Here is a 16410-nt window from a genome sequence, read left to right on the forward strand (position 1 = left end):
GGGTTGCCGACACAGATCACGTTAGGCCGAGTGATGCTGAGAGCTCGTCATGCGCGTGTCCCCATTTCGGGCGCGTTACACGCGGCCACCCCCGAACGCGGCGCGCTCAGGCCGAAGAAATCGCTTTCCCGCCCGGGTCACCCCGCGATTTGGGGGTGCGGGCCTTCTGCGTGTCGCTGGCGGTTCTAGCGGCTGCGCCGCTCGCGCACGCGCATGTTGAGAACGATCGGGGTGCCCTCGAAACCGTAGAGCTCGCGCAGTCGGCGCTGGATGTAGCGCCGGTACCCCGGGTCGAGGAACCCGGTCGTGAAGAGAACGAATGTCGGCGGCCGGCTCGACGCCTGGGTGCCGAACAGGATGCGGGGCTGCTTCCCGCCGCGCAGCGGGTGCGGGTGGGCCGCGACGAGCTCCGCGAGGAACGCGTTGAACTTGCCGGTGCCGATGCGCGTGTCCCATGACTCGAGCGCGAGCTCGAGCGCCGGAACGAGCTTCTCGAGGTGCCGACCCGTCTTCGCCGAGATGTTGACGCGCGGCGCCCAGTCCACATGGGCGAGGTTCTGCTCGATCTCGCGCTCAAGGTAGCGGCGGCGGTCGTCGTCGAGCAGGTCCCACTTGTTGTATGCGATGACGAGGGCGCGCCCCGACTCGAGCACGAGGTCGATGATGCGCACGTCCTGCTCGCTGATCGGCTGGGTGACGTCGAGCACGACGACGGCGACCTCGGCCTTCTCGAGCGCGGCCGAGGTGCGCAGCGACGCATAGAAGTCGGCGCCCTGCTGCAGGTGCACGCGTCGGCGGATGCCTGCGGTGTCGACGAAGCGCCACACCTTGCCGCCGAGCTCGATCTGCTCGTCGACCGGGTCGCGCGTGGTGCCCGCGAGGTCGTTGACGACCACGCGCTCCTCCCCCGCGGCCTTGTTCAGAAGCGAGGACTTGCCGACGTTCGGGCGGCCGACGATGGCGACGCGGCGCGGTCCGCCGACCTCGCGCTTCGCGACGGCCGAGACCTCGGGCAGCGCGCCGACGACGAGGTCGAGCAGGTCCGCGACACCCCGGCCGTGCAGCGCCGAGACGGGGTGCGGCTCACCGAGGCCGAGCGACCACAGATCGGCGGACTGCGGCTCGAGACGCGCGTCGTCGACCTTGTTGGCGACGAGGTAGACGGGCTTGTTCGTCTTGCGCAGCAAACGCACGACGTGCTCGTCGGTCGAGGTCGCGCCGACATTCGAGTCGACGACGAACATCACGGCGTCGGCGAGGTCGATCGCGACCTCGGCCTGCGCGGCGACCGAGGCGTCGATTCCGCGAGCGTCGGGCTCCCAGCCGCCCGTATCGACGAGGGTGAAGCGGCGCGACATCCACTCGGCCTGATACGAGACGCGGTCGCGCGTCACGCCGGGCGTGTCCTCGACGACCGCCTCACGACGGCCGAGGATGCGGTTCACGAGTGCGGACTTGCCCACGTTGGGGCGCCCGACGATCGCCACCACGGGCAGCGCCGGCAGATAGGTGATCTCGTCGACGTCCTCGCCGGCCGACTCGAGGACAGCGAGGTCCTCGTCGTCGAGCGCGTACTCGTCGAGGCCGCCGCGCAGCGCCGCGGTGCGCCGTTCCGCCGCCGCGTCGTCGAGCGCGGCGAGCTTCTCTGCGAGGTCGTCGCTGCCGACGGCTGCGTCGTCGAAGTCGTCGGTGTCGGCCATAGTGGTTCTCGTTTCTAGCGGAGGGAGTGTGTGCGGGACTGGATGACTGCGATGACCGCATCCACGGTCTCATCGAAGTCCAGCTCGGTGGAATCGACGGTCGTCACGCCGTCTGCGGCGGTCATGAAGTCCACGACACGCGAGTCGGCGCGATCACGCGCCTTCAGCTGCTCACCGACGGCCTCGGGCGAATGCCCGGTCAACTCGGCAGAGCGACGTCCCATTCTAACTTCTTCGCTGGCGGTCAGCAGAACGCGCACAGGGGCGTCCGGCGCGACGACCGTCGTGATGTCGCGCCCCTCGATCACGATGCCCGGCTTGTCGGTCCCGGCCGCGAGTCGGCGGAAGATCCCGGTCAGCGCGGCGCGCACCTCGGGCACGCGCGCAACGAGGCTCACCACACCGGTCACGGCGGGCTCGCGGATCGCCGCCGTCACGTCGTGCTCGCCCACGCGCACGGTGAAGTGATCGGGGTCCGTCGCCTCGGCGAGATCGAAGGTGGGCAGCGCAGCGACGACGGATGCCTGATCCTCGAGTTCCACCCCGGAGTGCTGCGCGTGCCACGCGAAGGCGCGGTAGGCCGCACCGGTGTCGAGGTAGGCGAAGCCGAGCCGGCGCGCGACGGCCTTCGACACGCTCGACTTCCCACTGCCTGCGGGGCCGTCCACGGCGACCACGAGCGGGCCCGTCGTAGGGGTGGTGTTCATCCGGCGATCCTCCAGCCGCGTTCGGTCAGGTCTTCCACGGTGCGCTCGAGCGCCTCGGGCACGACGGCGATCTCGGCGATGCCGATCTGCGCGCCCGGCGAGTGCTCCATCCGGAAGTCCTCGATGTTGACGCCGAGCTCGCCCAGCTCGGCGAAGAGCCGGCCGAGCTGCCCCGGCTTGTCGTCGATGAGCACGACGACGCTCGCGAACCGCCGGTCCTGGCCGTGCTTGCCGGGCAGCCGCGCGACACCGGCGTTGCCGGCGGCGAGCGTCTCGGCGAGCGCCCGCCGGCTGCCGGGCTCGTCGATGTTCTCGAGCGCGGTGATCACCTCGCCGAGATCGTCGCGGTACGCGCGCAGGATCGAGGCGACCGTCGCGGCGTTCGCCGACAGGATCTGCACCCACAGGGCGGGGTCGCTCGAGGCGATGCGGGTGACGTCGCGCACTCCCCCGCCAGCGAGCCCGAGCGCGGCATCCGTCGCCCCTCTCAGGCGGCGCGCGAGCAGCGTCGACACGAGCTGGGGCGCGTGCGAGACGAGGGCGACGGAGTCATCGTGCGTCGCCGCGTCCATCGCGACCGGGATTGCGCCGAGGTCGAGAGCGAGCCCCTCGACGAGCGAGACGGGGCCGCGCGCGAGCCCGGGCCGCGGGCACACGACCCACGGGCGGCCGAGGAAGAGGTCGGCGCGGGCCGAGATCGGGCCGCCGCGCTCGCGCCCGGCGAGCGGGTGCGAGCCGACGTAGCGCGCCAGGTCCGCCCCGAGCTCGATCAGCTCGGCCAGGGGGGCGCCCTTGACGCTCGCGACGTCGGTCACGACCGCGTCGGGGAACGCCGCGAGCTCGGCGGCGACGACCGTGGCGACGGCGTCCGGCGGCACGGCGACCACGACGAGCGCAGGGGAATCGGTCGGCTCCGGGAGACGCCCCGCGCCGTACTCCACCGCGAGCCGAGCGGCGGTGCGCGAGGCATCCGTCACGACGACGTCGACGCCTCGCTGGCGCAGGCCCAGGCCCACGGACGCCCCGAGAAGGCCGGACCCGACGATGCGGACCGTCCCGCCCACTCGCGCTTCCGTCACATCCGGCCCTTCTGCTCCTCGGCCTCGCGTGCGAGGGTGAGCAGCTGGCCGAGTTCGATTTTAGTCAGCTCGCGGGTGCGGCCGAGCTTAAGGCTGCCGAGGTGCAGCGGCCCGAAGCTTCGCCGTACGAGCTCGATGACGGGGTGCCCCGCCGCCTCCATCATGCGGCGGACGATGCGGTTGCGGCCGGAGTGCAGTGTGAGTTCGACCATGGATGCCCCGTCGGCGGCGCCCCGCGTGATGAGCTTCCCCCGATCGATGCGGATCGGCCCGTCGTCGAGCTCGATCCCCGACTTCAGCTGCTGCAGGGTCTGCGGCGTCACGGTTCCCTTGACCTTCGCGATGTAGGTCTTCTCGACGCCGAACGACGGGTGGGCGAGCACCTGCGCGAGCGGGCCGTCGTTCGTGAGCACGAGCAGCCCGCTGGTGTCGTAGTCGAGCCGGCCGACGTTGAACAGCCGCTCCTCGTACTGCGAGACGAAGCCGCTCAGGTCGGTGCGGCCCCGATCATCGCCCATCGAGCTGATGACCTTGGTCGGCTTGTTCAGCATCACGTAGCGCTTGCTCTGATCGAGCTGCACCGCGACGCCGTCGACGGCCAGCAGATCGCTCCCGGGGTCGATGCGGGCGCCGAGCTCGCGCACCTTCTTCCCGTTCACGGTGACGCGGCCCTCGAGGATCAGGATCTCGGAGGCGCGGCGACTCGCCACCCCGGCCGCGGCCATGACCTTCTGCAGTCGCTCGCCGTCCGTGCGTGCGGCTCCCGGGCCCGCGCCCGTCGTGTCAGCGGACATCGCCCTCGAACCCTTCCGTTCCATCGGCCAGCAGCGGCGAGATCGGCGGCAGCTCGTCGAGCGAGTTGATGCCGAGCTGCGTGAGCAGCAGATCCGTCGTGCCGTAGTTGATCGCGCCGGTCTCGGCGTCGGCGAACAGCTCGGTGATGAGCCCGCGGCTCAGCAGGGTGCGCACGACGGAATCCACGTTCACGGCGCGAATGCTCGCCACCTGCCCGCGCGTGATCGGCTGCTTGTAGGCGATCACGGCGAGCGTCTCGAGCGCCGCCTGAGACAGCTTCGTGGGGTTCTGCGTGACGACGAAGTCGGTGACGACGCTGTCGTAGTCCTCGCGCACGTAGATCCGCCAGCCGCCGCCGATCTCGCGCAGCTCGAAGCCGCGGCGCACGCGCCCCGTGCTCTCGTCCTCGCCGTCATAGTCGGCCCGCAGCGCCTCGATCGCCTGGCGCACGGCGGCGACCGGCGCGCCGATCGCCGTCGCGAGGCTGACGAGGCTCTGCGGCTCGTCCGCGATCATCAGGATCGCCTCAAGCCGCCGCCGCACATCACCCGTCATAGTCCGCCCCCAGATTCGCCAGGTTCTCTTCCGTCCAGTTCTCGGCCGACCACTGCACCGTCAGCTCGCCGAGCGGCTCGAGCTGCTCGAAGTGGATGGCGGCATGTCGGTACAGCTCGAGGATCGCAAGGAAGCGCGCGATGATCACGCCCTTGACCTCCACGCCGGCGATCAGCTCGCGGAACGACCGCGGCGCGCCGTCGCGCAGCAGAGCCACCACCGTCGCCGCCTGCTCGCGGATGCTGATGAGGGGCGCATGCAGGTGATCGAGGCCGACGACCGGGATCTCCTTCGGGGTGAACGCGAGCAGAGCGAGCGCCGCGAAGTCGTCGACGGACAGCGTCCAGACGAGCTCGGGGGTGCGCGCCCGGTACTTCTCGTCGAGCCGCACGGTGCGCGCGTGGCGCCCGGATTCCTGCGCGAGTCGCTCATCGAACCAGGCGGACGCCTCCTTGAAGGCGCGGTACTGCAAGAGGCGCGCGAACAGCAGGTCGCGCGCCTCGAGCAGTGCGACATCCTCCGCGTCCACGAGCTCGCCCTGCGGCAGGAGCCCCGCGACCTTGAGGTCCAGCAGCGTGGCCGCGACGACGAGGAACTCGCTCGCCTGGTCGAGCTCCTCGGCGAGGTCGATGCCGCGCAGGTACGAGATGAACTCGTCGGTGACGCGGCTGAGGGCGATCTCGGTGATGTCGAGCTCGTGCTTGCCGATCAGCGACAGCAGCAGGTCGAAGGGGCCCTCGAAGTTGTCGAGCGCGACGCGGAACGACGGCGCCTGCTCATCGCCCTCGACGGGGTCAAGCGACGGCGCCACGCGAGACGAGCTCCCGTGCCAGGCGGCGGTAGGCCTCCGCAGCCGGGTGCTCCGGCGCGAACTGCGTGATGGGCGAGCCGGCGACCGACGCGTCGGGGAACTTCACGGTGCGCGAGATGACCGTGTCGAGCACCTTGTCCTTGAACGCGTCCTTGACGCGCTCGAACACCTCGCGCGAGTGCAGGGTGCGCGAGTCGAACATCGTCACGAGGATGCCGTCGAGCTCGAGCGCCGGGTTGAGGCGCTCCTTGACCTTGTCGACGGTCTCGATCAGCAGCGCGACGCCGCGCAGCGCGAAGTACTCGCTCTCGAGCGGAATCAGCACGCCGTGCGCCGCCGTCAGGGCGTTGACGGTCAGGATGCCGAGGGAGGGCTGGCAGTCGATCAGAACGACGTCGTAGTCGTCGCTCACGCGGCGCAGCACGCGCGCGAGGGCCTGCTCACGCGCGACCTCGTTGACGAGGTGCACCTCGGCGGCAGACAGGTCGATGTTGGCCGGAATCACGTCGAGTCCGGGAACGCTCGTGTGCTGGATCGCCTCCTGCGGGTCGAGCTTGCCGTTCAGCAGCAGGTCGTAGATCGTCGTCGCCTCGTGCGTGTTGATCGCGAGGCCGGCCGAGAGAGCGCCCTGCGGGTCGAAGTCGATCGCGAGCACCCGGCGGCCGTATTCGGCGAGAGCGGCTCCCAGGCTGATGCTGGTGGTCGTCTTGCCGACGCCGCCCTTCTGGTTGCACAGGGTGATGATGCGCGCGGGTCCGTGCTGCTTCAGCGGTGCCGGCACCGGGAAGTCCGTCGGCGTGCGCTCCACACTGCTCCTTCGCGCTTCGTTCGGGTGATCGGGGACAACCTTACCGCGCTCGCGGATGCGCCTGTGTGTACACGTCGCGCAGGGTGTCGGCGGTCACCAGGGTGTACAGCTGAGTGGTCGCGACGGATGCATGACCCAACAGCTCCTGCACGACGCGCACGTCGGCCCCGCCCTCGAGCAGGTGCGTGGCGAAGGAGTGCCGCAGGGTGTGCGGCGAGATCTCCGCGGCGAGCTCTGCCCGCTCGGCGGCCTTCTTGATGATGAGCCAGGCGTTCTGTCGGCTGACGCGCCGACCGCGGACCCCGAGGAACAGCGCCGCGACATCCGTGCCCCTGCCCCGGCTCGCCAGAGCCGGCCGCGCCCGCACGAGATAGGTGTCGAGGGCCTCGCGCGCGTAGCTGCCGAGCGGCACGATGCGCTGCTTGTCGCCCTTGCCGGTGAGGCGCACGATCTCACGGTCGACCACGTCGTCGACGTCGAGGTCGACGGCTTCCGAGACGCGCGCGCCCGTCGCGTAGAGCAGCTCGAGCAGCGCGCGGTCGCGCAGGGCGACGATGTCGTCGCCAGAGGCCGTCTCGATCAGAGCGGTGACGTCGGCCTGCGGGATCGCCTTCGGCAGCCGCATGGACTTCTTCGGCGTGCGCAGCTCGCGCGCGGCATCCGCCTGCGTTCTGCCCTCGACCGCGAGAAAGCGGTGCAGGTTGCGCACGGTGCCCAGCATGCGCGACACGGATGCCGGGGCCAGCGGCTCCTCGCGCTCCCCCAGGAACTTCGCGTACGAGCTCAGCGTCGCAGGCGTCACCTGGTCAAGCGAGGCGATGCCCCGATCGGCGAGCCACTCGGTGTACGTGGCGAGATCGCGCCGGTACGAGGCGATGGTGTTCTTCGCCAGGCGCCGCTCGAGGCCGGCGTACCGCAGGTACGCCGTGACGTCGCGCGTCAGAGCGCCTGCGGATTCCTGGTCCACGGCTCCTCCGGCGAGCCGAGGCTCGCCCATCCGCGCTCGCGCGCCGCGCGGGCGGCGAGCGCGCCGATGACGAGAGAGACGTTCTGCACCCGCCGTGCCAGCACCGCGTCGACGACCTCGTCGAGGTCCACCCAGCGCACCTCGATGTCGGCCTCTTCGGCGGTTCGCTCGAACGGCGCGCCCGTCGCCGAGATGCCGCGCGCGAGGTAGACCCGCAGCGCCTCGTTGCTGCCGCCCGGGGAGTTCACGAACTCCGCGAGCACGTTCCACTCGGCGGCGAACAGGTCGGCCTCCTCGGCGAGCTCGCGCTGCGCCGCAGCGAGGGGGTCCTCCCCTGCGACATCGAGCAGCCCCGCCGGGATCTCCCAGTCGCGGTGGCGGATCGGGTGGCGGTATTGCTTGATCAGCAGCATCCGTCCCTGATCGTCGAGCGCGACGATCGCCACAGCGCCGGTGTGATCGACGAAGTCCCGCGTGAGGGTCGCATCGTTGTACGCGAAGGTCTCGGTGCGGACATCCCAGACCCTGCCGTGGAAGCCGACCCGGGACTCCGTGACGTCGACGCTGAGCGGCTCGTCGGCGATCGGCGTGCGATCCGCCGACTCGTGCGGCACCTGCTCAGGCAACGTTCTCGCCCTCCTGCTCCTCGACGGGGAACAGGCGGGTCGACTCCTGGCGCTCGAGCGCGGCGCCGATGAGCCCGCGGAACATCGGGTTCGCACGGTTCGGGCGGCTGCGCAGCTCGGGGTGCGCCTGAGTCGCGACATAGAACGGGTGGACGTCGCGCGGCAGCTCGACGTACTCGACGAGGTGGTCGTCGGGCGAGGTGCCCGAGAACCACAGGCCCGCGTCGGCGATCTGCTGGCGGTACTGGTTGTTCACCTCGTAGCGGTGGCGGTGGCGCTCAGAGGCCTCGGGCGCGCCGTACAGCTCGGCGACGATCGAGCCCGCGGCGAGCTTCGCCGGGTAGAGGCCGAGCCGCATCGTGCCGCCGAGGTCGCCGCCGGCGATGATGTCGACCTGCTCGGCCATGGTCGCGATCACGGGGAACTCGGTCTCCGGGTCGAACTCGCTCGAGGACGCGCCGGGCAGACCGGCGACGTTGCGGGCGTACTCGATGACCATGCACTGCAGGCCGAGGCAGAGGCCGAGGGTCGGAATGCCGTTCTCGCGCGCGAACCGCAGCGCGCCGAGCTTCCCCTCGATGCCGCGGATCCCGAAGCCGCCCGGCACGCAGATGCCGTCGACGTCGGCGAGCGCCTTCGCGGCGCCCTCGGGCGTCTCGCATGTGTCCGAGGCGACCCAGCGCAGGTTCACCTTGGCGTGGTGCGCGAAGCCGCCGGCCTTCAGCGCCTCCGAGACCGACAGGTAGGCATCCGGCAGGTCGATGTACTTGCCGACCAGCGCGACCGTGACCTCCTTGCGCGGCTCGTGCACGACCTTCAGCAGCTCGTTCCAGCTGCTGCGGTCGGCCTCGCCGGCCTTGTCGAGCCCGAGCTGCTCAATCACATAGGCGTCGAGCCCCTGCGCATGCAGCGTGACCGGAATGTCGTAGATGCTCGGCAGGTCGACCGTGTTGATGACGGCGTCCTCGTCGACGTCGCACATGAGCGCGATCTTCTTCTTGTTGGAATCGGAGACCGGGCGGTCGCTGCGCAGCACCAGAGCGTCGGGCTGGATGCCCATGGAGCGCAGCATCGCGACGGAGTGCTGCGTCGGCTTGGTCTTCTGCTCGCCGGAGGCGTTCATGAACGGCACGAGCGAGACGTGCACGAAGAACACGTTCTTGCGCCCGAGCTCGTGGCGGATCTGGCGCGCCGCCTCGATGAACGGCTGCGACTCGATGTCGCCGACGGTGCCGCCGACCTCGGTGATGATGACGTCGGGCTGCGGGTCGGCGTGGGCCTGCAGGCGCATGCGGCGCTTGATCTCGTCGGAGATGTGCGGAATGACCTGCACGGTGTCGCCGAGGTACTCGCCGCGGCGCTCCTTGGCGATCACCTGCGAGTAGATCTGGCCAGTCGTCACGTTCGCCGCCTGGGACAGGTTCACGTCGAGGAAGCGCTCGTAGTGGCCGATGTCGAGGTCGGTCTCTGCGCCGTCGTCCGTGACGAACACCTCGCCGTGCTGGAACGGATTCATCGTTCCCGGGTCGACGTTGAGGTACGGGTCGAGCTTCTGCATCACGACGTGCAGACCGCGCGACGTCAGCAGATTGCCGAGGCTCGCGGCGGTGAGGCCCTTGCCCAAAGAAGAAACGACACCACCCGTCACGAAGATGTGCTTGGTAGTGCCGTTTGAGTTTGAAATGCCCGCGTCAGAAGAATCCACCACGGGCTTCTATGCTATCTCACCCACCCCGATGGTCGAGTAGCCGCGCCCACCGCCGCCCCGATGGTCGAGTAGCCGCGCCCGAAGGGCGCGGCGTATCGAGACCCTTTCCTCCGAAGGCCCCGTCACCCCCGCGCGAGCTCCAGAAGCTCGCGCGCGTGCGCCACACCGCTCTCGGAATCCGCGAGTCCCGACAGCAGCCGCGCCATCTCCGCCTCGCGCTCGGCCCCCTCCAGCTGACGCACGCTGCTCTCGGTCACGGCCCCGCTGGTGTCCTTGACGACGCTCAGGTGATTGGTGGCGAACGCCGCGACCTGCGCGAGGTGGGTGACGACGAGCACCTGCGAGCGCTCGGCGAGCTGCGCCAACCGGCGGCCGATCTCGATGGCGGCCGCTCCCCCGACGCCGGCGTCCACCTCGTCGAAGACGAAGGTCGGCACGGGGTCGGTGCCGGCGAGCACGACCTCGATCGCGAGCATCACGCGCGAGAGCTCCCCGCCCGAGGCGCCCCGTCCGAGCGGCCGCGGCTCGCTGCCGGGGTGCGGCTGCAGCAGAACGGCCACCTGGTCGCGCCCCGACGCTCCGAGCTCGCCGCGGTCGGTCACCTCGACGACGATGCGCGCGTCCGGCATCGCGAGCGCGGCGAGCTCCCGGGTGACGGATGCCGCGAGCCGAGCGCCGGCGTCGATGCGGGCCGCCGTCAGCGCGGCGGCGAGCTCCTCCGCCTCCTGCGCGTCGGCGGCCACCTGCGCGGTCAGCGCCTCGATCCTCTCGGCGTCGCCGTCGAGTTCGAACAGCCGCGCGCTGCCGTCGCTCAGCAGCGCGATCACATCGTCGAGGCTCGCCCCGTGCTTGCGCACGAGAGACGCGAGCAGCGCCTTGCGCTCCTGCAGCAGCTCGAGATCGCGAGAGCCGTCGACGTCGAGGCCGGCCAGATACGACGACAGCTGCGCGGCGGCATCCGCCACCTGATACTGCGCCGCCTGCAGCGTCTCGGCGAGCGCAGCGAGCTCCTGATCGTGCGCCGCCGCGTGCTCGAGCGCGCGGCGCGCGCCGTCGATGAGCGACAAGGCGTCCGGCCCGTCGGAATCCTCCGCCGACAGCTGCTCGCGCGCCTCCGCTGCGGCGACCCGCAGCGTCTCGACGTTCTCGAGCCGCTCGATGCGCTCGTCGAGTTCCGCGTCCTCGCCGGGCTGGGGTGCCGCCGCCTCGATCTCGTCGAGCGCCGCGCGCAGCTCCTCGGCCTCGCGCACGCGGCGCTCGCGATCGCCGGTCAGCTGCGCGAGCTCGGTCGCGCCGTCCTTCCAGCGCCGCCACACGGCCTGATAGCGGGCGAGGGATTCCTGGAACTCTGTCCCGGCGAAGCGGTCGAGCGCCTCGCGCTGCGCCGTCGCGCTCTTCAGCCGGATCTGATCGGACTGCCCGTGCACCACGACCAGCTGCTCCCCCAGCTCAGAGAGCACGGCGACGGGCGCGCTGCGGCCCCCCGCATACGCGCGACTGCGGCCCTCCGGTGACACCGAGCGGCTCAGCACGAGCTCGGCGTCGCCGCTCTCGCCGATGGGGTCGACGTCGCCGCCGGCGTCGCGCACTCGATCGGCGGTCTCACCGTCGGCGTCCACCCGCCAGCGGCCCTCGACCCAGCTCTGGGCGGCGCCGACGCGCACCACCCCGCTGTCCGAGCGCTGGCCGAGCAGCAGTCCGAGCGCCGTCACGACCATGGTCTTGCCCGCGCCGGTCTCCCCCGTGATCGCCGTGAACCCGGGGCCGAGCGGCAGTGTCGCCTCGGCGATGACGCCGAGGTCGCGAATGGAGATCTCCTCGATCACGCTGCGTCTCCCAAATTGCGGCGTCGCTGCGATGAGCTCACGCCCCTCACGCCGGCCCTCGCCACCCCACGACCGGAAGGTTGAACTTGCGCACCAGGCGGTCCGTGAACGACGCACGATGCATCCGCGCCATCTTCACGGGAATCGGCGACCGGGTCACCACGACGCGGGCTCCTGGCCGCAGCTCGACCGAGCGGCGCCCGTCGCACCACAGGATGCCGTTGGTCTGCACCCGGTCCAGCAGCTCGACGGCGATCGCAGAGTCCGGCGTCACGACGAGCGGCTTCGCGAACAGAGCGTGGGCCGAGATCGGCGTGAAGAGCAGGGCGTCGAGCGTGGGCCAGACGACAGGGCCGCCCGCCGAGAACGAATAGGCGGTCGAGCCGGTCGGCGTCGACATCACGACGCCGTCGCAGCCGAAGCTCGACAGCGGTCGCCGGTCGACTTCGACCATGACCTCGATCATCCGCTCGCGGCTCGCCTTCTCGACGCTCGCCTCGTTCAGCGCCCAGTCCTCGTAGACGACCTGGCCGTCGTACTTCACGCGCACGGCCAGCGTCATGCGCTCCTCGACCTCGTAGTCGCCGGCGAGCGCCCGCGCGACCGAACGCGAGAGATCGTCCCGCTCGCTCTCGGCGAGGAAGCCGACGTGACCGAGGTTGACGCCCAGAATCGGCACGTCCGCTCCGCGCACCATCTCGGCGGCGCGCAGAATGGTGCCGTCCCCGCCGAGCACGATGACGAGCTCGAGGTCGCCGGGCTTGCAGCCCGCCCCGAGCACCTCGAGGCCCATCAGCTCGGGCGCATAGGCACGCAGGTCGCTCAGCTCGTCGGCGCTCAGCACGGGAACCACATCGGCTTCCTCGAGAAGCTGCCGGCACACCTGCAGCGCGGCGTCGAGCGACTCCTCGCGGCCGGTGTGCGAGACGACCAGGATGCGGCGGTCATTCATGAACGTCACGCTCCCGTCATCGTCGAAACCCTGTCCACCCATTCTGTCGGATTCGCGCCGCGGCCCGCGGACATCCAACACAGGTACTCCTGATTCCCGTGCGTCCCGATCACGGGCGAGGGCATGACGCCTGCCGTCCCGAGCCCGAGGTCCCACGCCGCCCAGAGCACGCCGGCGACCGCATCCGCACGCAGCACGGGGTCGCGCACGATCCCTTCCCTCACGCCCGTGCGGCCGACCTCGAACTGCGGCTTGATCAACAGCACGAAGTCGGCCTCCGCACGCGCAGCGTCACGCGCGGCCGGCAGAACATGGGTCAGCGAGATGAAGGACAGGTCGCCGACCACGAGGTCGGGCGATTCGTCGATTCCGGATGCCTCGACCAGCGTCTGCGCCGTCAGATATCTGGCGTTCACGCCTTCGATATCGCTCACCCGCGGGTCGCCCTTGACCGGCACGGAGAGCTGCCCGTGCCCGACGTCCACGGCGAGCACGTGCCGCGCCCCGCGCTCGAGCAGCACCTGCGTGAATCCGCCGGTGGACGCGCCGAGGTCGAGCGCGAGTCGCCCGCGCGGGTCGACGCCGAAGGCATCGAGCGCCGCGATCAGCTTGTGGGCGCCGCGGCTCACATAGTGATCCGGCAGCGCGACAACGATCTCTGTGGCGTCTTCGACCTGGGCGGATGCCTTCACGACCGGCTTCCCGTCGACCGTGACGCGGCCGTCCGCGATCAGCTTCGCGGCCGCCGTCCGCGAGCGGGCGAGCCCGCGCGCGACGACGGCGGCATCGAGCCGGGTGGATGCCACCTGCTCAGCGCCCGCCCTGGCGATCGGCCGCGTCGAGGGCTTCGCGCAGCTCGTCGTGCAGGTGGGCATACGCCTCGGCGCGCGTCTCGAGCGGCTGGTCCTCGATCAGCTTGAGGCGCGGCAGCAGCGCATCGCCGCGCCTGTCGTCATCTCGCTCATCGGCCACGTGTTCCACGCTACAGCGCCGCTACCGGTAGAGCCGCTCCGGCACGTCGAGCGCATAGATCGCGACCCCGGAATCCCAGATCGCGTGGCAGGCGGCGCGCAGCAGATCGACCGGGTCGTCGCCGTCGCGCACGACGTCGACCGTCGTGCCGTCGACCCGCACCGCTGCGCCGCGGACGACCGTCACACCGCCGCGCGCCTTCTCGACGGCCGGGTACGGCTCGTGCAGGCCGCGCAGGTCTTCGAGGATGTAGGTGGGCCGCGAGTCGGGGCCCGCCGCGAGCAGTTGCTTCGCGCGATCGATGCCGGTCAGCACGAGCACGGAGTCGATGCCCGCGCGCCGGGCTCCGAGCACATCCGTGTCGAGCCGGTCACCGATGAACAGGGGCTTCGTGGCGCCGAACCGCGCCCGTGCCTCCTCGAAGATCGCCACCTCGGGCTTTCCTGCGACCACGGGCAACCGCCCGACGGCGTTGTGCACCGCTGACACGAGCGTGCCGTTGCCCGGAGCGATGCCCCGCGCAACCGGAATCGTCCAGTCCATGTTGGTCGCCACCCACGGAATGCCCGCGTCGCCGCCCGCGAGAGCGAACGATGCCTCGGCGAGGTCCTTCCAGCCGAGCTCCGGCGCGAAGCCCTGGATCACCGCCGCCGGCTCGTCGTCCGCAGACGACACCACGGTGAAACCGGCGGCCGCCACGACGGACGAGAGCCCCTCGCCACCGATCACGAGAATGCGCGCCCCCGGCGGAACGAGCCCGGCGAGCAGCCGCACGGCTGCCTGGGGCGACGTCACCACCTCACGGGGCTCGACCGCGAGGCCGAAGCCGCGCAGCTGGGCGGCCACGGCCGCATCGGTCCGCGAGGCGTTGTTCGTGATGTAGGCGACGCGCGCGGCCTCGGCAGCGCGGTTCAGGCTCTCCACTGCGTGCGGGATCGCCTCGTGCCCCTTGTAGACGACCCCATCGAGGTCCGCGAGCACGACGTCGACGCCGTCGAGTGGCGTCGGTCGTGCGTTACTCCGTGCCCGGAACAGCGCCATCGGCATCCTCGTCGTCGCTCTCGCCGAGCAGCTCGGCGACCTCGTCCTCGACGCTGAACTCGTCGTCGGGGGTCGCCGCGTCGGGGGTCGCCGCGTCGGCGTCAGCCGCATCGTCGGCGGATTCCTCGGCCGCGGTCTGAGGGTTCGCAGGCGTCTCGACCGGGTCGAGTTCGACACCCTCTTCGAACTCCCCGCCTTCCTCGACCACATCGACCGTCTCGTGCTCCGCCGTTGCCGCGGCTTCCTCGAGCGCCTCGGCGGCGTGGTCGGCGCGATCCCACCACTGCTGCGCCTCAGCCGTGCGGCCGAGCTCGTCGAGCACGTCGCCGTATGCCTGGAACAGCGCGGGGCTCCATGAGTACGCGACGTCAGGATTCAGTTGCGGGATCTCCAGCTCACCGAGCGCGAGCTCCGGCTGGCCGAGGTCGAGGCGCGCGCCCGACATGGCGATGGCGAGGGATGCCTGAACCTCATTGCTCAGCGTCGAGCGATCGACGGAGCGACCGAGCTCCAACGCGCGCTCGGGCCGCCCGACCCCGCGCTCGCTGTCGACCATCAGCGGCACCTGGTCGTCCTTGCCGGAGATGCGCCGATAGGTGCGCAGCTCGCGCAGCGCGAGCGCGAAGTCGCCCGTTGCATATGCCGTGATCGCGAGCGTCTCGCGCACCACGCCGACGCGGCCGGCACGACGTGCCGCCGAGAGAGCGTGCCGGTGCGCGAGCTCCGGGTCCTCCTCGATCAGTTGCGCCGCCATCACCAGATGGCGCGCCACATCCTCAGCGTTGTCCTTGGCCAGGGTGCGCAACTCGAGTCGGGCCGCGTAGTCCAGATCCTTAGAGCTCACGGATGCCGGCAACTCCGGGTCATCGTGGCGCGGTCGCACCGCCTTCAGCTCTTGACGGCGCCGATACTCCTCATCGTCGCGCCACTCGGCGCGCGAGGCATCACGGTCGCCGCGAGCCGGCCTGCCGTCACGTGTCCACAGCCGCTGCTCATCGCCGCCGCGAGGACGGTAGCCGCCCTCACGCCGGTCTCGCTGCGCGCGCTCCGCGCCGTCACGCCGCGGGCCCCGGAACTCACCGTCACGACGCGGCCGGAACTCTCCGTCACGACGCGGCCGGTCATCACGGCGCTCAAAGCCGCCCTCACGACGCGGTCGCGCGCCCCCGCGCTGTTGGTATCCACCATCACGCTGAGGCCTGTTCTGGTCAGGCCGCGAGCGCCGCTCGCCGTCGCGCGGAGCGTAGCCTCGCCCGTCATCGCGCCGCGGCCGCTCCGAGCGGTCGCCGTACGAACGCCGCTCGCCGCCCCAGCCGGAGTAGCCGCCGCCGTCTCGGCGTGGCCGCGAGTCCTGCCCCGAATACGGCCGACGCTCGCCGTCGCGTCTCGCGGGGCCCTGTCGCTCGCCGTCCTGACGGGGGCGACGGTCGCCGTACGGGCGGCGCTCGGCCTCGCCGCGCGAGGCACCGGTTCCGCGCCGGTCGTCGTCACGGCGCGCCCGCCCCGCGCCGTCGCGAGAGAAGCCGCCTTCACGACCCGGTCGGCCATCGTCACTTCGCCGAGGGCGATCAAACCCGCCGTCTCGGCGGGGGCGACGCTCATCGTCGCGCCGCGGCCGGCCCGATCCGCTCTCGTACGACCGGTCGGAGTTGAAGCGGGAAGCAGACCTGCCGCTGCGGTCATCTCGGGCCGGCCGGTCACCCCCGGCACGGCGCGGCCGGCGGTCCTTCTCGTCATCGCCTGAGCTGTCGCTCACGGGCACTCCTCACGCTGCTGTGTATTTATAGGCATTAAAAGCCAAAAGGGCCATCCGGTGTTCGGATGGCCCTTTTGTAATGGGTGTTCGGCGGTGTCCTACTCTCC

The 16410-nt window shown here is 70.9% G+C and carries 17 protein-coding genes; 1 reads left to right on the forward strand and 16 read right to left on the reverse strand.

What is annotated here, in order from left to right; translation table 11 throughout:
* Nucleotides 1–185: 185 nt before the first annotated feature.
* From der to ABD716_RS05580, 16 genes are all read right to left on the reverse strand, one after another.
* Nucleotides 186–1700 (reverse strand): ribosome biogenesis GTPase Der, encoded by a 1515-nt coding sequence (gene der / locus ABD716_RS05505; protein ID WP_344774631.1) that lies wholly within the window; start codon nucleotides 1698–1700, stop codon nucleotides 186–188.
* A gap of 14 nt (nucleotides 1701–1714) precedes the next feature.
* The gene (gene cmk, locus ABD716_RS05510; RefSeq protein ID WP_344774633.1) at nucleotides 1715–2407 is read right to left on the reverse strand and encodes a (d)CMP kinase; all 693 of its coding nucleotides are present in this window, start codon (nucleotides 2405–2407) and stop codon (nucleotides 1715–1717) included.
* Nucleotides 2404–3486: a prephenate dehydrogenase gene (locus tag ABD716_RS05515; RefSeq protein WP_344774635.1), complete on the reverse strand. Its 1083-nt coding sequence runs from the start codon at nucleotides 3484–3486 to the stop codon at nucleotides 2404–2406. Before ABD716_RS05515 ends, cmk begins: the two co-directional genes overlap by 4 nt.
* Nucleotides 3483–4280, reverse strand: coding sequence for a pseudouridine synthase (locus tag ABD716_RS05520; protein ID WP_344774637.1), 798 nt, complete (start codon nucleotides 4278–4280; stop codon nucleotides 3483–3485). Before ABD716_RS05520 ends, ABD716_RS05515 begins: the two co-directional genes overlap by 4 nt.
* Nucleotides 4270–4836, reverse strand: coding sequence for an SMC-Scp complex subunit ScpB (scpB, locus tag ABD716_RS05525; protein WP_344774639.1), 567 nt, complete (start codon nucleotides 4834–4836; stop codon nucleotides 4270–4272). The genes ABD716_RS05520 and scpB overlap by 11 nt, the downstream gene beginning before the upstream one ends.
* Nucleotides 4826–5647, reverse strand: a complete 822-nt coding sequence (locus ABD716_RS05530) for a segregation and condensation protein A (protein WP_344774641.1) — start codon at nucleotides 5645–5647, stop codon at nucleotides 4826–4828. The genes scpB and ABD716_RS05530 overlap by 11 nt, the downstream gene beginning before the upstream one ends.
* Nucleotides 5631–6455: a ParA family protein gene (locus ABD716_RS05535; protein ID WP_344774643.1), complete on the reverse strand. Its 825-nt coding sequence runs from the start codon at nucleotides 6453–6455 to the stop codon at nucleotides 5631–5633. Before ABD716_RS05535 ends, ABD716_RS05530 begins: the two co-directional genes overlap by 17 nt.
* Nucleotides 6456–6495: 40 nt before the next feature.
* Nucleotides 6496–7452 carry a site-specific tyrosine recombinase XerD gene (xerD, locus tag ABD716_RS05540; RefSeq protein WP_425553389.1) on the reverse strand — a complete coding sequence of 319 codons (957 nt, stop codon included), beginning with the start codon at nucleotides 7450–7452 and terminating at the stop codon, nucleotides 6496–6498.
* A complete protein-coding gene (locus ABD716_RS05545) occupies nucleotides 7395–8036 on the reverse strand; it encodes an NUDIX domain-containing protein (protein ID WP_344774647.1) in 642 nt (213 codons plus the stop codon). Before ABD716_RS05545 ends, xerD begins: the two co-directional genes overlap by 58 nt.
* Before the next feature lie 4 nt (nucleotides 8037–8040).
* Nucleotides 8041–9753: a CTP synthase gene (gene pyrG, locus ABD716_RS05550; RefSeq protein WP_344774673.1), complete on the reverse strand. Its 1713-nt coding sequence runs from the start codon at nucleotides 9751–9753 to the stop codon at nucleotides 8041–8043.
* 125 nt (nucleotides 9754–9878) lie between these two features.
* A complete protein-coding gene (recN, locus tag ABD716_RS05555) occupies nucleotides 9879–11582 on the reverse strand; it encodes a DNA repair protein RecN (protein WP_344774649.1) in 1704 nt (567 codons plus the stop codon).
* A 46-nt stretch (nucleotides 11583–11628) separates the two neighbouring features.
* Complete coding sequence (locus tag ABD716_RS05560) at nucleotides 11629–12534, reverse strand: NAD kinase (protein WP_344774651.1); 906 nt, start codon at nucleotides 12532–12534, stop codon at nucleotides 11629–11631.
* A 5-nt stretch (nucleotides 12535–12539) separates the two neighbouring features.
* Entirely contained in the window at nucleotides 12540–13340 is an 801-nt protein-coding gene (locus ABD716_RS05565) for a TlyA family RNA methyltransferase (RefSeq protein ID WP_344774653.1), read from the reverse strand.
* A gap of 4 nt (nucleotides 13341–13344) precedes the next feature.
* Nucleotides 13345–13506 carry a hypothetical protein gene (locus ABD716_RS05570; RefSeq protein ID WP_344774655.1) on the reverse strand — a complete coding sequence of 54 codons (162 nt, stop codon included), beginning with the start codon at nucleotides 13504–13506 and terminating at the stop codon, nucleotides 13345–13347.
* A gap of 21 nt (nucleotides 13507–13527) precedes the next feature.
* Nucleotides 13528–14547, reverse strand: coding sequence for an HAD-IIA family hydrolase (locus tag ABD716_RS05575; RefSeq protein WP_344774657.1), 1020 nt, complete (start codon nucleotides 14545–14547; stop codon nucleotides 13528–13530).
* The gene (locus tag ABD716_RS05580; protein ID WP_344774659.1) at nucleotides 14522–15391 is read right to left on the reverse strand and encodes a hypothetical protein; all 870 of its coding nucleotides are present in this window, start codon (nucleotides 15389–15391) and stop codon (nucleotides 14522–14524) included. The genes ABD716_RS05575 and ABD716_RS05580 overlap by 26 nt, the downstream gene beginning before the upstream one ends.
* Before the next feature lie 51 nt (nucleotides 15392–15442).
* Between ABD716_RS05580 and ABD716_RS05585 the strand changes: the two genes are divergently transcribed.
* Nucleotides 15443–16291, forward strand: coding sequence for a hypothetical protein (locus ABD716_RS05585; protein WP_344774661.1), 849 nt, complete (start codon nucleotides 15443–15445; stop codon nucleotides 16289–16291).
* Nucleotides 16292–16410: the final 119 nt, after the last annotated feature.

Origin of the sequence: Gryllotalpicola kribbensis, assembly GCF_039538245.1 — a bacterium.
Taxonomy (GTDB): Bacteria; Actinomycetota; Actinomycetes; order Actinomycetales; family Microbacteriaceae; genus Gryllotalpicola; species Gryllotalpicola kribbensis.